14 protein-coding genes and 1 pseudogene are annotated in these 13,422 nt (G+C 74.8%); 8 read left to right on the plus strand and 7 right to left on the minus strand.

Annotated elements, in window-relative coordinates:
- The first annotated feature begins 265 nt into the window (after positions 1-265).
- From ACH4J0_RS23980 to ACH4J0_RS23995, 4 genes are all read left to right on the plus strand, one after another.
- A complete protein-coding gene (locus ACH4J0_RS23980; protein WP_396242583.1) occupies positions 266-631 on the plus strand; it encodes a hypothetical protein in 366 nt (121 codons plus the stop codon).
- A gap of 116 nt (positions 632-747) precedes the next feature.
- Positions 748-1,629, plus strand: coding sequence for a hypothetical protein (locus ACH4J0_RS23985; protein WP_396242584.1), 882 nt, complete (start codon positions 748-750; stop codon positions 1,627-1,629).
- A 16-nt stretch (positions 1,630-1,645) separates the two neighbouring features.
- A complete protein-coding gene (locus ACH4J0_RS23990; protein ID WP_396242750.1) occupies positions 1,646-2,656 on the plus strand; it encodes a helix-turn-helix domain-containing protein in 1,011 nt (336 codons plus the stop codon).
- A gap of 88 nt (positions 2,657-2,744) precedes the next feature.
- Complete coding sequence (locus tag ACH4J0_RS23995; RefSeq protein WP_396242585.1) at positions 2,745-3,860, plus strand: alpha/beta hydrolase; 1,116 nt, start codon at positions 2,745-2,747, stop codon at positions 3,858-3,860.
- A 91-nt stretch (positions 3,861-3,951) separates the two neighbouring features.
- Here the strand turns inward: ACH4J0_RS23995 and ACH4J0_RS24000 are convergent, their stop codons facing one another.
- The 3 genes from ACH4J0_RS24000 to ACH4J0_RS24010 all read right to left on the minus strand — a co-directional run bounded on the left by ACH4J0_RS24000 (position 3,952) and on the right by ACH4J0_RS24010 (position 6,454).
- Positions 3,952-4,581 carry a TetR family transcriptional regulator gene (locus ACH4J0_RS24000; protein WP_396242586.1) on the minus strand — a complete coding sequence of 210 codons (630 nt, stop codon included), beginning with the start codon at positions 4,579-4,581 and terminating at the stop codon, positions 3,952-3,954.
- Entirely contained in the window at positions 4,578-6,086 is a 1,509-nt protein-coding gene (locus ACH4J0_RS24005; protein ID WP_396242587.1) for an MFS transporter, read from the minus strand. The genes ACH4J0_RS24000 and ACH4J0_RS24005 overlap by 4 nt, the downstream gene beginning before the upstream one ends.
- A 200-nt stretch (positions 6,087-6,286) precedes the next feature.
- Positions 6,287-6,454, minus strand: coding sequence for a hypothetical protein (locus ACH4J0_RS24010; protein WP_396242757.1), 168 nt, complete (start codon positions 6,452-6,454; stop codon positions 6,287-6,289).
- 102 nt (positions 6,455-6,556) lie between these two features.
- On the opposite strand from ACH4J0_RS24010, the pseudogene ACH4J0_RS24015 reads away from it, so the two are divergent.
- A pseudogene (locus tag ACH4J0_RS24015) lies at positions 6,557-6,823 on the plus strand (molybdopterin-dependent oxidoreductase); the annotation flags it as partial.
- A gap of 147 nt (positions 6,824-6,970) precedes the next feature.
- Here the strand turns inward: ACH4J0_RS24015 and ACH4J0_RS24020 are convergent.
- Both ACH4J0_RS24020 and ACH4J0_RS24025 read right to left on the minus strand, forming a co-directional pair.
- Positions 6,971-8,119, minus strand: coding sequence for a hypothetical protein (locus tag ACH4J0_RS24020; RefSeq protein WP_396242588.1), 1,149 nt, complete (start codon positions 8,117-8,119; stop codon positions 6,971-6,973).
- A 258-nt stretch (positions 8,120-8,377) separates the two neighbouring features.
- Complete coding sequence (locus tag ACH4J0_RS24025; protein ID WP_396242589.1) at positions 8,378-9,163, minus strand: amidohydrolase family protein; 786 nt, start codon at positions 9,161-9,163, stop codon at positions 8,378-8,380.
- A 109-nt stretch (positions 9,164-9,272) separates the two neighbouring features.
- Here ACH4J0_RS24025 and ACH4J0_RS24030 point away from each other — a divergent pair, with 109 nt between their 5' ends.
- Positions 9,273-9,683: a MerR family transcriptional regulator gene (locus ACH4J0_RS24030; protein WP_396242590.1), complete on the plus strand. Its 411-nt coding sequence runs from the start codon at positions 9,273-9,275 to the stop codon at positions 9,681-9,683.
- A gap of 320 nt (positions 9,684-10,003) precedes the next feature.
- Here ACH4J0_RS24030 and ACH4J0_RS24035 read toward each other — a convergent pair whose 3' ends face one another.
- Positions 10,004-10,522: a GNAT family N-acetyltransferase gene (locus ACH4J0_RS24035; protein ID WP_396242591.1), complete on the minus strand. Its 519-nt coding sequence runs from the start codon at positions 10,520-10,522 to the stop codon at positions 10,004-10,006.
- Between ACH4J0_RS24035 and ACH4J0_RS24040 the strand changes: the two genes are divergently transcribed.
- Complete coding sequence (locus ACH4J0_RS24040; protein ID WP_396242592.1) at positions 10,507-10,743, plus strand: hypothetical protein; 237 nt, start codon at positions 10,507-10,509, stop codon at positions 10,741-10,743. The genes ACH4J0_RS24035 and ACH4J0_RS24040 overlap by 16 nt on opposite strands.
- Positions 10,744-10,820: 77 nt before the next feature.
- On the opposite strand, the gene ACH4J0_RS24045 is transcribed toward ACH4J0_RS24040, so the two are convergent.
- A complete protein-coding gene (locus tag ACH4J0_RS24045) occupies positions 10,821-11,858 on the minus strand; it encodes an SDR family oxidoreductase (protein ID WP_396242593.1) in 1,038 nt (345 codons plus the stop codon).
- A gap of 376 nt (positions 11,859-12,234) precedes the next feature.
- Between ACH4J0_RS24045 and ACH4J0_RS24050 the strand changes: the two genes are divergently transcribed.
- Positions 12,235-13,350 carry an enolase C-terminal domain-like protein gene (locus tag ACH4J0_RS24050; protein ID WP_396242594.1) on the plus strand — a complete coding sequence of 372 codons (1,116 nt, stop codon included), beginning with the start codon at positions 12,235-12,237 and terminating at the stop codon, positions 13,348-13,350.
- Positions 13,351-13,422 lie beyond the last annotated feature (72 nt).

A 13,422-nucleotide genomic window follows, 5' to 3' on the forward strand; every position in this document is an offset into this window, starting at 1 on the left:
CCCACCACCGCCGTGCAGCAGCTGAAGACCGGCCCGGACGGGCGCCTCTACGCCGCCACCTTCGGCCGCGGCATCTGGTCGATCAACCCTTGCGACCTGTACGACGACGACAACCAGGGCGACGAGGACAACCGGAACTGACCGCCCATCGCCCCACCTGTGCCCGGCCCGCCCGCCCCGAGCGGGCCGGGCACAGGCGTTCCGGAACCGGTACGGCACCCCCGACGTCCAACCCCGGAACCGCACGAGACCGGAGACACCCCACGTGAAGCAACGCCTCGCCCTCCCGGCCACCGCCCTGCTGCTCATCCTCACCACCGGCGCCTGCGCCTCCGGCAGCAGCACCACGCCGACCCCGACCCCGACGCCGACCGCGACAACGACCAGTCCGGGCACGGCCCCGGCCCCGTCCGGCACCACGAGCCCCACGATCCCCACCGCACCGACGGTCACCCCGACGCCCCCCACCGGCACCCCGGCCCGCAGGCCCACCGCCCCGCCGACCCGCGCCCCCACCGCAACCGCCCCGGCCGCCCCGACCCCGGCCCCCACCCTCCCCCCGAACGACGGCGACAACCCGATCGACCTCCAGCACCACCCCGCCACCACCCCCTCCCGTCCCACGGGCTGAGCCGGAACACCGTGCCGTCCACCAGCCCGCCGGTGGCGGGTGGACCTCCGGGGACAGTCCGGATCGACCGGTCGTACCATTGCCGACCTGTGGTTTGGCGAGGAGAGGGCGGGCGGGTGGGCAGGGGCGAGTGGACGGCCGGACTGGGGCGGCTGGTGGGGGCGGCGGCCGGGTTGGGGGAGGCCGGGCGGCAGGCCGTGCTGCGGGGCGGGCGGTCGGCGGCGGGTGGGCGCTGGGCGCTCGCGGCGCTCGGCTCCGTCGCGCCGCCGCAGGTGCCGGCCACCGAGCCGTGGAAGCTGTCGCTGGGCACGCTGATCGGCCGTCACCCCCGGACGCCGGCGGTGGCGCACAAGCTGCTCGGGCTGCTCGACGGCTACGGAGCGGTGCACCTGGGGCCCGCGAGGGCCGGTTTCGACGGTGAGGAGGTGGAGTGGGACAAGGTCGTCGAGATCCGGACCCGCAACGCCTTCGAGGTGCTGACCACCAGTGCCCTGGAGCAGGACGTGGACCGGATCCGCGAGTTCCTCCCGCCGGTGCCCGGGCGCAAGTGGGCCGTCACCAAGGCCGGTGAGGCGCTGGCGACCGTCGTCCTCGCGGCCCTCGAACGCGGCTCGGTCGACCAGCGGCTGGACGAGCTGACCGTACCGGCCCGGATCGTCCACCGCGGGCTGCTCGGCCGCCCGCGCACGCTGGACGCGGGCTGCTTCGCCGCCGCCACCCTGGTGATCGTGGGCCAGGCCCCGGAGAGCCTGATCGCGACGGCCCGGCAGCGCGGCATCCCGGTCCGGCCGGCCGGGGCCGAGGCGGCGGACGACCGGGCGGAGCACGTCGCGGTGCTGCGGGAGCGCACCGACGCCGTCGCCCGGCTGCTGGACCGGATCGAGCGGAGCGCCCCGGAGGCGGCGCAGGCGGGCCCCGCGGAGGTGCGGCCCGCACTGGCGCAGGAGCCGCTCGCCAAGGCGCCGCTCGACCGCGGACCGATCGACCACGAAGCCTGAAGGGGCGGACGTGGCGGTGGGGACGGCGACGGTGTTCCGCGGCGAGGAACTGCCCGCGAAGGAACGGTTCGACTGCTGGCGGGAGTTGCTGGAGCGGACGCGGGCCTGCGACGCGACCAGTGCCCACGCCGATGACTTCCGGGCGGAGTTGAGGCGCTCCGAGCTGGGGGAGGTGGTGCTCCTCGGGACGTCCTTCCCCTCGGTGCGGTTCCGGCGGACCGAGCGCATGGTGCGCCGCTCGGACGAGGGGGTCTACCACCTGTCGTTCCTTCAGGAGGGCACCATGACGCTGACCCGCGGCGCCGGACGGACGGAGACGCTCAGGCCCGGCGACCTGCACCTGGTCGACAGCTCGACCCCGTACGACCTGCGGACCTTCGGCGGCCCCAGCACAGGCCGGGCGGAACCCCGGCTGTCCGGGGTGGGCATCGACTTCCCCGCGGCCCTGCTGCCGCTGCCACCGCACCGGCTGCGCAACCTGCTCGGCCGCGCGTTCTCGGCGCGGACGGGCTCGGCGGCGCTGCTGTCGGAGTTCCTGCTCGGGCTGGACCGGCAGGCCGCCGCCCTGGGGCCCGCTGAGGCGGCCCGGCTGGGGACGGTCGTGGTGGACCTGGTGGCCGCCTGGCTGGCGCGGGAGCTGGACGCCGAGGCCGCGGTGCCGGAGGACGCGCGGCAGCGGGCCCTGGCGGAGGGTGTCCGGGCCTTCATCCGGCGCAACCTGCACGATCCCGAGCTGTCGCCGTCCACGATCGCCGCCGCCCACCACATCTCCGTCAGCCACCTGCACCGGGTGTTCACGCGGCGGTCGGCGGGGGAGACGGTCGCCGCCTGGATCCGGAGCCGGCGGCTGGAGCGGGCGCGGCGCGACCTCGCCGACCCGGCGCAGCGCTCCACCCCGATCCACGTCGTCGCCGCCCGTTGGGGCATCCTCCGGGCCGACGACTTCAGCCGCTCCTTCCGGGCCGCGTACGGGCTCTCGCCCCGCGAGTACCGGCACCGGGAGCTGGCCGGGCACGCCGGGGAGTGACCGCGGGGGGCCCGGCTCCGGGCCCGGCACCGGCCCGGTCGTAACCTGAACACCGCAAGCCCGTCAGCTCAACTACCAGGGGGAAACGATGCGTTGGCGTTCCTTGGCGACCGCCGCCCTGCTCGCCGCGGTCACCGCGACCGGGTTGGCCGCGCCCGCCGCGAGCGCGGCCGAATCCGGCCCGGCCGAGGCGGCGGCGGCCGAAGCGGCGACGGCCCAAGCGGGGGCGGTGGTCCCCGCGGCGGACCGCGAGATCCGGTTCACGGCGGACGGCACCACCGCCTACGGCACCCTGCACGTCCCCGCCCACCGGGCCGGGCACCGGCTGCCCGCCGCCCTGCTGTTGCCCGGCAGCGGCCCGACCGACCGCGACGGTGACGAGCCGCCCGCGCTCACCCCGGGAACCTTGGCGGCGGTCGCCGGAACCCTCGGCGAGGACGGCGTGATGACGCTGCGCTTCGACAAGTACTTCACCGGCCGTACCGGCGCCGGCGCCTACCAGGGAGACCCGGGCCGGCTCGACCTGGCCGCCTTCACCCGCCAGGCCGCCGCGGCCTACACCACCCTGCGCGACCAGCCCGAGGCCGACCGGCACGCGATGCTGGTGGTCGGCCACAGCGAGGGCGGGCTGCAGGCCATGCTCGTCGCCCGTACGGTCCGGCCCGCGCCGGCCGGTCTGGCACTGCTGGCCCCGCAGGACGAGCGGCTGCTGGACGTCCTGGCCGCCCAGCTCGACGCCCAGCTCGACCAGGCGGTCGTGGCCGGGCAGGTCACCGAGGAGGCGGCCCGGACGAACAGGACGGCCCTGGCCGCCGCCGTCGCGGACTTCCGGGCCGGCCGCCCGGTCGACACCAGCGCCCTGTTGCCGCCGCTCGCCGAGCTGTTGAACGCGCTCTTCGGCCCGAACAACGCCCGCTTCGTCCGCAGCGACGACGCGGTCTACCCGCCGGAGGTCGCCCGGGAGGTCCGCCCCGGCACCCGGGTCACCGTCACCTGCGGCACCGCGGACGCCAACGTGCCCTGCGGGACCGTACCGCCGCTGCTCGACGCCCTCGCCCGGGCGCACACCAGCGGCCCGGGCCTGCGCACCCTGGACGGCGTGGACCACTTCCTGCACCCGGCCGGCACGCCGGTCGACGGGCACGCGCTCGCCCCGGCCGCGGTGGCGGCGCTGCACGAGTTCGCCCGCCCCTGGAAGCAGTAGTCACGAAGCCGCGGACCCCGCGCGCCGGACGGTCCGGTGCGCGGGGTCCCCCCGTCGGGCCGGGCGGCAGGGTCAAGCCCCTGTGTCGGGGTCAGGCCGGCCGGCTCGCGGCCAGCAGGTCGTGCAGCAGCGGCAGCAGTTCCTCCGGGTCGGTGGCGGAGAGTTCACCGAACGCCCCGCTGGAACGGGCCAGCACGATCCCGGCGAAGGCGGCCGTCGCCAGTTCGGCCCGCAGCTGGGGCCGGTCCACCCGCTCGGCGGCGAAGCGCTCGTGCAGCGGTCGCACCATCCGCTCGTGCAGGTAGGTGCGGGCGGCCCGCTGCACCTCGGTGTTGTCGCCGGGCAGCACCGCGGCCTGGAAGGACGGGCCGGGCCCGCGCCGGGTGAGCCGTACCAGCAGGGTGCGCAGCCGCTCCTCCTCCAGCAGGTCGGCCGGCACCTCGTCGCCGAGTTCCAGCCGGACGGTGGCCAGGTAGAGCTGGGTCTTGCCTCCGAAGTACCGGGCGATCAACGCCGGGTCCACCCCGGCCCGTTCACCGATCTCCCGGGTGGTGGTGCGGTCGAAGCCGCGCTCGGCGAAGAGTTCCAGGGCCGCCCGGATCAGCAGCTCCCGGCTGCGCGCCGCGTCCCGCCGCCGGGGCGCCGCGGGTTCCGCGCAGTCGTTCTCCGGGGGAACGAACCGGTCGGTGGACCCGTCGGCCCCGGCAGCCGCCGCGATCACCGGTCGGCCCCCGCCCGCAGCACGGGTACCTCGCTCCCGCCGGCCACGCCGTCCGCGATGCTCTCTTCCACCATCAGCTCCTCGTCCACTCGCGCGCCCTCCCGGGCGGCGACCGCGGCACTGAGCCGCGGCAGGACGATCGTAGTCAGCCCGACCACCACCCACACCGCGCAGCCGATCAGCGCCGCGTCCCGGTAGCCGCTGTCGGAGGGCAGCAGCCGTCCCGGCTCGGTGTGCGCCTGGAGGACGGCCCCGCACAGGGCGCTGCCGGTGGAGTAGCCGATGGTGCGCAGCAGTTGGTTGAAGCTGACCGCGCTGCCGACCTCGTTCGCGGGCACCGCGGCGACGATCAGCCCGGGCATCACGGCGAAGGTGCAGCCGACGCCGAGCCCGGCGATGCCCATCACCACCAGCTGCCCCCACAGGTGGTCGCGGGCGAAGAGGAAGAACAGCACCGAGCCCAGCGAGACGGCGCAGCCGATCGGCAGGACCAGGGCGGAGGAGGTGCGCCGGGTGAGGAGCGGGACGAGCTTGCTGGACAGCAGGCTCGCGGCCGAGAAGGGCAGCAGGACGAGCCCGGCGACCACGACGGAGGCGCCCAGGCCGTAGCCGGTGCTGGTCGGGGTCTGGACGTAGCGGATGACCAGGGAGATCAGCAGGTACATCCCGACGCCCGCGACCAGACCGGCCACGTCCGCGGTCAGCACGACGGGGTTCTTGAGGCTGCGCAGGTCGATCAGAGGGTGGGCGGTGCGCAGTTCGTGCCGGATCCAGCCGGTGAGCAGCAGCAGCGACAGGGCCGCCACGGTCCACAGCCGGCCGCCGGTCCACCCCCAGCTCTCGCCCTCGCTGAGCACCAGCAGCAGTCCGACCAGCGCGAGGCTCAGCAGCACCGTGCCGAGCACGTCCAGCGGCCGCCGCTCGCGGTTCCCGGCCCCGGGCAGCACCAGGGCGGCCAGCACCAGGGCCAGGCCGCTGATCAGGGCGCCGAACCAGAAGCCCGCGTGGATGCCGAAGGACTGGGCGATCAGCCCGGTGATCGGGTAGCCCAGGCCGACGCCGGCCACGGTGGTGATGGAGAGCAGCGCGACCGCCGAGCGGGAGGCCGCGGCGGGCAGGGCGTCCCGCGCGGTGGCGATGGCCAGCGGGGTCAGTCCCACCCCGACGCCCTGGAACGCCCGGCCGGCGATCAGCCACCAGAAGCCGAGCGGCAGCGCGGCCAGCACGCTGCCGAGCACCACCACGGCGGCGGCCACCAGGGTGACCGTGCGGCGGTCGGGCCCGTCGCCGAGGCGGCCCAGCACCGGGGTGGCGACCGCCCCGACCAGCATCGTGATGGTCAGCGACCACTGGGCCTCGGCGAGCGAGACGTGGTCGACGGTGGCGATGGTCGGGATCATCGGCGCGCCGAGGCTGCTGATCACCGCCACCACGGCGCTGAGGAAGACCAGTACGGGCACCAGGGCCCGCTCACGTCGCGTCGACAGGCCCGCTGGGGTCTCCATGGACGCGCCCCCTTCGTCACAGTTCGAGAGTCCGAACCGGGAGTGGAATCCCGGCCCCGGCCACCCCGGGGCACACGTGACCGAGGGATGTCACCAACCGATGTCATCAGATGATGTCTTCAGATGATGACATGCTTGGCCGACCCGGCAGAAGCCGGGTCGGCCATGGGGTGTTCACGGTCCGGCTGGACGGTTCCCGGTCAGCGGCGCCCGAACAGCCGCCCGAGCCAGCTCCCGGACGTCCTCTCCTTCGACGCGCAGGAGCACCGCTGGGGCGCGGGGATCCCGGCCAGCACCTGTTCGACGTGCATCCCGCACCCGGCGTAGGTCGGCTTCCCGCAGGTACGGCAGGCGATTCGGCGGCACATGCCGCGCTCCCTTCTCAAGGCCCCCCGGCGAATGGTCTGACCCGGCCAAATATACCCCCGCCGGTATTCGAACTGCGGCGACTGCGGCGACTGCGGCGACTCGCGTACACCGAGAGCCTCACCCTGGAGCAGGCCCGGCGGGACGACGTGCTGGTCGTGCTGCGCCTCCAGGCCAGGCCGATCACCCACGACCACGGCCGGCCGGTGCGGCTGTACGTCGCGCCGATGTACTTCTACAAGTCCGCGAAGTGGCTCTCGGGCATCACCGTCACCGACGCGGTGCAGCCCGGGTACTGGGAGGGCAACGGTTACGACGTCGACGCCTGGGTCGGCCGGTCGAACGGGCGGGACGATGCGCCGACGAGCTGATCTGGTCCTGCGCTTCACCCGCGCCGAGCGCTGGGTGCACCGTACGACCGCCGCGCTGACGGGCGTCTGCCTGGCCACGGCCGCCTGCCTCTGCCTCGCGCCGCCGGTCGAACTGGTCGGCAACCGCCCGCTGGTGGTCACCGTCTTTCACGGGCGGGGCAGCAGCGACTCCCACACGTCCCGCTCGGCCGTGGCCGACCAGACCACGTCGCCGTGCCCGTAGCCCGGCACCACCCGGTAGTCGACCCGTGCGCCGCTCCGTCGGATGAGGCGGGCGCCGAGGTCGTGGTCCCCGCGCCCGAACTCGGCGTTCACCCAGACCACGTCGGCCCGGATCGCCGCCCAGTCGATCCGGTGGACCTCCGTGCGGCCCGCCCAGACCGCCGCGAGGTCCCGCAGCAGCGCGGTCGGTTGCAGGCCGCTGCCCAGACGGGCGATCGCCTCCTGCCAGACGGGGAGCGGGGTGTGGGTGAGGGCGAAGCGGTCGTCCTCGGGGGTGGCGCCGAAGGCGTAGCTGCCGCTGCTGTGCCCCCGGTGGTGGATCCAGTTCGCGGGCCCGGGCAACTCCCTGGTGTGGATCAGGGCGTAGTGCAGCAGCCCGAGGTTGCTGAACCGCCCCGCCCCCGAGACCGGTCGCGGCACTCCGCTCGGGGCGTCGGGGGCGGTGGCCGCCTGGGCGAACAGGCCCTTCAGACCGGGGTCCACGGTCAGCACGCCCGCCGCCAGCTGCCGCTGGAACAGGTCCGTCAGCGCCTCGGCCCGCGCGACCGACTCCGGTTCGGTCTCCGGGTCGTACGGGCCGGTGGTGTCGAGGACGAGCACCCGCTCCGGTGCCTCCGTACCGCTCCGGGCGGCGGCGGCCAGGGCCAGCGCGGCCCCGGCGGAGTGGCCGAGCAGTTCGTACGGCAGGCCGGTGACGGCTCCGACGGCGGAGACGACCCGTTCGAGGTCCGCCCGGTGTCCGTCCAGGCCCCAGCCGGCGCACTGCGGGCCGATCCGGTCGGCCGTCAGCGCGTCCTCGCGCGGCGTGGTGCCGACGACCAGGTACCCGTGGTCGGCGAGGAAGCGCGCGAGGCTCCGGCCCTGCGCGGTGCCGTAGTTGGCGGCGACGTTGAGGCCGCCGCCCGGGAGGAGGTGGACGACCCGCTGGGCGGTGTCCGCGTCGCCGAGCACGTCGACGGAGAACTGCCCCGCGGGCCCGTCCGGGACGACCAAGCGGTGGTGATCGGGGGCGGGATGCAGGGCCGCCGTGTCACCGCGGCCGAGTGCCGCCCCCAACCGTCCCACGACGTCCATGTCCACCGTTGCCCCTCCCGGGTCGCGCCGTTCGCGACGGCGAACAGTGTGACGCATGGCCGCGGTCGGCCCCGGGCCGGCACCCGCGCGGCCGGGGCCGACCGGGGGGCGGTCAACCGGCGGCGGTGACGGCGGCGCCGATGACATGACGCTCGTCGTGCACCACGGCTGACCGGGCCCGTCGTCAACGGCTGGGAACCGCTCGCCCCCACCCCCGTGAGGGGTGAGCGGAGATCCCGAGACGTGCCGTGACTCAGCTCAGAGGCCCAGGAGTTCGGCGAAGGTGCCGCCGAGGACGCGGTCGCGCAGCTCGCCGGGCGGGGTGACGCGCTCGACGAAGGCGCGGGTGAGGACCGGGTCCCCGTACGGGGCGTCCGAGCCGAAGACCGTCCGGTCGGGTACCTCCCTCAGCGCCAGGCGGAGCGCGAACACCACGTTCGTGGTGGACAGTTCGAGGTAGAGGTTCGCGGTCTCGCGGGCCAGCTCGACGGCCGTCAGCCAGTTGAGGCCGCCGAGCTGGCTGATCACGAGCGGGACGCTCGGGTGGCGGCGGGCGAGGTCGGCCAGTGTCGCCATGTCGCCGGCGGTGGTCGGCGCGAACCCGTGCACCACCACGGGCAGTCCGCCGTGGTCGGCCGAGGCGCGCAGGACCGGCTCGATCAGGCCCGCACCGTCCGGCGGGGGCGTCAGCTCGCCGATGCCCCGGAAGCCCCGGGCGACCACGTCCCGCTCCACCTCCGCGGCGATCTGCTCGGCCGGCACGTCCAGCCGCACCTTGCCGAACCCGATGAACCGGTCCGGGTGTGCCGCGCAGGCCGCCGCCAGCTCCCGCACCGCCGCCTGGTGCGCCTCGGCGTCGGTGGACCGCCCGCTGACCGTCGCGTGCAGCACGCCCATCTCCCGCTTGAACGAGGCCAGATCGACGGCCCGCTCCGGGTGCGGCCGGGTGCCGAAGAGCACCGCACGGTCGACCCCGGCCTCGTCGAGCAGTGCGAGGTGGCTGTCCAGCGGGTCGTGGACGTGGCTGTGCGCGTCGATGATCAACGGTTTCTCCTGGTCAAGTGCCGTCCCTGGGGGCGGCCTCCGGTCGCGGTGCCCTAGTCTGCAACCCTGACACCGTGACAAGGTCAAGCCGAACGGGGAGAGGGCGACCATGCGGATCGGGCAACTGTCCCAGCGCACCGGCACCAGTCAACGCCTGATTCGGTACTACGAATCAGCCGGTCTGCTCAGCTCGACCCGGCTGCCCAATGGCTACCGCGACTACGAGCCCTCCGCCGAACAGACCGTCCGCCGGATCCGTGCCCTGCTCGCCGCGGGCCTGCCCACCCGGCTGATCGGCCAGGTCCTACCCTGCGGCCAGCCGGACGGCCCGCTGCTCGCCTGTCCGGGCGTGCTCTCCAAGCTGCGCACCCAGCTCGCCGAACTCGACCGTCGCGCCGAGGAGTTGGACCAGGCCCGGGAGACCCTGCGACGGGCCATCTCGGCCACCGAGGAAGCGGGGCTGCCCGCGCCCCGGCCCGCCGAACGGTATGCCGATCGGCCATCCTCGGCCGCGAGGTAGCGTTGAGTAGAGATGGCATGTACGCTGCGTGTCGCTGGTTGAGAAATCAGCGGGCCTGGCCGCTACTCCGTGGGGGGAGTCACGCCCAGGCCCGGTAGCCGGCAGGGGCCCGGTCGCACTCGTGGGGGAGTCACGGTCGGGCCCGTCGCCGGTTGCCAGTTGTATGCCCACCCGGTTGCCCTTCCAGACATGACGACCGTCCAGCGGAAAGGCGATTCCAGGCGCGTCCGTCCAGAAGGCCAGGCGGGGAGGCACGGCTTCGCGCCCGGGTCGACGGCGGACTCGCCCGACGGTCCAGCCGGGGGCGGCCGGCACCTCGTTCAGAACCGCAGGTCCATCCGCTGCTCGACCGTGTCGAGCCCGAACTTGTGGGTGGGGCGGGAGACGGTGAGCTCGAAACCGGCGTTCGCGTACAGGTGGTGGGCGGCGTCGAGGCCGGTGACCGTCCACAGCAGCACGCCTTCGTACGAGCGGGCGCGGGCCTCGCCCAGGACGGTCTCCAGCAGCCGCCGGCCCAGCCCCCGGCCCCGGGCGACCGGGTCGAGGAGCACCCACCGCAGCTGGCCCCAGCCCGGGCGCTCCTCGGCGCGGACGAGCCCGGCAGCACCGACCACCCGGCCGTCGAGCTCGGCGACCCACAGCCGGCCGGGCGCCGCGCTGCCCTCGGCGGTGCGGGCCAGGACCAACTCGGCCATGCCCGCGGCGACGTAGGCCTCCATGGTCGCGTCCATGCCGTACTCGCGCGCGTAGAGGATGCCGTGCAGGGCGGCGACGGCACCGAGGTCGCCGGGCCGGTCGGCCTCGCGGACGCTCACGACTCCGGGTGCGGTGGTGGCCATGGCGGCATCCCCTTCCACTGAAACTGGACTTCGGCACCGCCTCTCTGGAGGAGTGGCTGCCCCGGCTGGGCCGCGTCCTGGAGGGCACCGGGGCGAACGCCACGGTCGTCCTCGCCGTCCTGCGCGGCCTGCTGCTGGACATCCTCGCGGCTGAGGACGACACCCACGCCGAGCGCGTCCACACGGCCTGGCGCGCCTTCCTCGACGCCACCCTCGGCTGAGCCTGAGCCTGAGCCTGAGCCTGAGCCTGAGCCTGAGCCTGAGCCTGAGGCCGGGGCCCGCGACCCGCCGGCACGACTCATCGGTACCCGACCAGGCTGCCTCCAGCGGAAGGCCGGCTCCGGGCGAGCGCCACCCAGGCGCCGACTGCGAGCGACCCGCCGGCCACGGCGCAGATCGCCCCGGCGTGCTGGGAGGCCCAGAGCTGGAGGCTGCGGGAGCGGGACTGCCCGTCGAACTCGCCGTGCGCTCCGTGGTCGGTTCCGTCGGCCCCGTCGACGGGGTGCCACAGGTTGTTCGGCCGTCCCGGGCCGACGCTGTCGCCGGTCTGCTGGGAGTCGTAGCCGGTGCGGGCGAGATAGCGGTCCAGGAGCGGTGCGGCCGCCTTCTGGGCGAGGATGGTGGCGGCCGTGCTCCCGCCCACCCAGTACTGCTTGTGCCGGGGATGGTCCGCGGCGAAGGCCACGGCCCGGGCGCACAACTCGGGCTGGTAGATGGGCGGCACCGGCTGCGGGTGGCGCGGCAGCCGGGAGAGCACCCAGGAGAACTGCGGGGTGTTGGCGGCCGGCATCTGGACGACGGTGACGCGGACCTTGCTCCCCGCGTGCAGCAGCTCGCAGCGCACCGACTCGGTGAACCCGTTGACGGCGTGCTTCGCACCGCAGTACGCGGACTGCAGCGGAATGGCGCGGGCGCCCAGCGCGGAGCCGACCTGCACGATCGTGCCCCGGTCGCGCGGCTTCATCCGCTCCAGGGCGGCCATCGTGCCGTACACGAAGCCCAGGTACGTCACCTCGGTGACCCGCCGGAACTCCTCCGGCCGGATCTCGTCGAACGGCGCGAACACGGAGGTGAAGGCGACGTTGATCCACACGTCGATCGCGCCGAACCGCTCCTCCGCCCGGTCCGCCGCGTCGGACACCGCCTGGTGGTCGGCGACGTCCGTCGGCAGGGCCAGGGCGGTGCCGCCGGCCCGTTCGACCTCCTCGGCGGCCGCCTCCAGCCCTGCGCTGCCCCGGGCGAGCATCACCACGTTCGCGCCCCGGCGGCCGAACAGCCGGGCCGTGGCGCGGCCGATGCCGGCGCTCGCCCCGGTGATCACCACGGTCTGGGTCATGTCACTCCTCGCTCCGTCGTCCTCGTTCCCCGTCGCCCCCGCTCCGGTGGCCGCGGTACCGCCCCACCGCCGGACGCCCTGACGGGTTTCCACGACCGCGCGGCCGAAACCGCCCCACCCCCGGCTCCGTTTGGCCGTGAACGTCCCGGGCAGGCGCCAACGGGATCGAGGGGCCACGAGGAGAGGGACGGCACGAGGCCCCGGCGAGCCGGGCCCCGACCGTCCTGGAGTTCGAGGTGGACCCGGACATCGCCCGATCCCGCGTCACACCGTGAAGTCCCAGGCCGAGAAGACCGCCGCCCCCAGAAGGTCCTGGAGCTCACCACCCACCTCCCCGGCCGTCACCACTGACGGCCGCCGACCCAGGAGTCCCGCGATGACCGATCCCGTCCGGGTGGACCACCTCGCCGTGCACGCCTTCACCGTCCCCACCGACGGACCGGACGGCACCGAACAGGACGGCACCCTGGAGTGGGACTCGACCACCATGGTCCTGGTCGAGGCCCGTGGCGGAGGATGCACCGGCATCGGCTACACCTACGGCGACGTCTCCACCGCGGTCTTCGCCGAATCCCAGCTGGCGCCCGTCGTCGTCGGCGCCGACGCGCTCGCCCCGCCCGCCGTCTGGCGGCGGATGCGGCGCGCCACCCGCAACGCCGGGCAACCGGGCGCCGGCGCCCTGGCCGTCTCCGCCGTCGACCTCGCACTGTGGGACCTCAAGGCCCGAGTGCTGGACCTCCCGGTCGTGGACCTGCTGCCGTCCTTCCACGACAGGGTGCCCGTCTACGGCAGCGGCGGCTTCACCAACTACCCCCTGGACCGGCTCGCGGACCAGCTGTCCGGCTGGGCCGCCCAGGGCATCCCCCGCGTCAAACTCAAGACCTCCCGCCACCCCGACCAGGACCCCGAACGACTGCGCACCGCCCGCCGGGCCGTCGGCGACGACACCGAGCTGTTCACCGACGCCAACGGCGCCCTCAACCGCACCGAGGCCGTGCACTGGGCACGGCGCTTCGCCGAGGAGTGGGACGTCCGCTGGTTCGAGGAGCCCGTCAGCTCCCTCGACCCCCGCGGCCTGCGGACGGTACGCGAGCACACGGCCGGCCGCCCTGAGATCACCGCCGGCGAATACGGCTACCTCCTCACCGACTTCGCCACCCTTCTGGAAGCCGACGCCGTCGACTGCCTCCAGGCCGACATCACCCGCTGCGGCGGCATCACCGGCCTCCTCCAGGTCGCCGGACTCGCCGCCGCCCACGACACCGACCTGTCCGGGCACTGCGCGCCCGCGCTCTCCGCCCACGGCTTCTGCGCCGTCGACCGGCTGCGCCACCTCGAGTACTTCCACGACCACGTCCGGCTGGAGGGCATGCTGCTCGACGGCACCCTGCGACCGGAAGGCGGCGCGCTGCGCCCCGACCGGGACCGTCCGGGCTTCGGCCTGGACGTCAGGTGGGCGGACGCCGAGCGCTACCGCGTGCACGGTCCCTGACCCGCGGAGCCGGTGACCACCGCGGACCGGCGGACCGGCGGACCGGTGGGCCCTCCGTGCGGGCCGCTCCTC

This window comes from Kitasatospora sp. NPDC017646 (genome assembly GCF_044329365.1).
Lineage (GTDB): Bacteria > Actinomycetota > Actinomycetes > Streptomycetales > Streptomycetaceae > Kitasatospora.

Coding starts and splice junctions, on each gene's coding strand:
- ACH4J0_RS24020 (WP_396242588.1), bottom strand. CDS start 8,119: ATGGACGTCGTGGGACGGTTGGGGGCGGCACTCGGCCGCGGTGACACG.
- ACH4J0_RS24050 (WP_396242594.1), top strand. CDS start 12,235: ATGACCGATCCCGTCCGGGTGGACCACCTCGCCGTGCACGCCTTCACC.
- ACH4J0_RS23995 (WP_396242585.1), top strand. CDS start 2,745: ATGCGTTGGCGTTCCTTGGCGACCGCCGCCCTGCTCGCCGCGGTCACC.
- ACH4J0_RS24005 (WP_396242587.1), bottom strand. CDS start 6,086: ATGGAGACCCCAGCGGGCCTGTCGACGCGACGTGAGCGGGCCCTGGTG.
- ACH4J0_RS24010 (WP_396242757.1), bottom strand. CDS start 6,454: ATGTGCCGCCGAATCGCCTGCCGTACCTGCGGGAAGCCGACCTACGCC.
- ACH4J0_RS24030 (WP_396242590.1), top strand. CDS start 9,273: ATGCGGATCGGGCAACTGTCCCAGCGCACCGGCACCAGTCAACGCCTG.
- ACH4J0_RS24035 (WP_396242591.1), bottom strand. CDS start 10,522: ATGGCCACCACCGCACCCGGAGTCGTGAGCGTCCGCGAGGCCGACCGG.
- ACH4J0_RS24045 (WP_396242593.1), bottom strand. CDS start 11,858: ATGACCCAGACCGTGGTGATCACCGGGGCGAGCGCCGGCATCGGCCGC.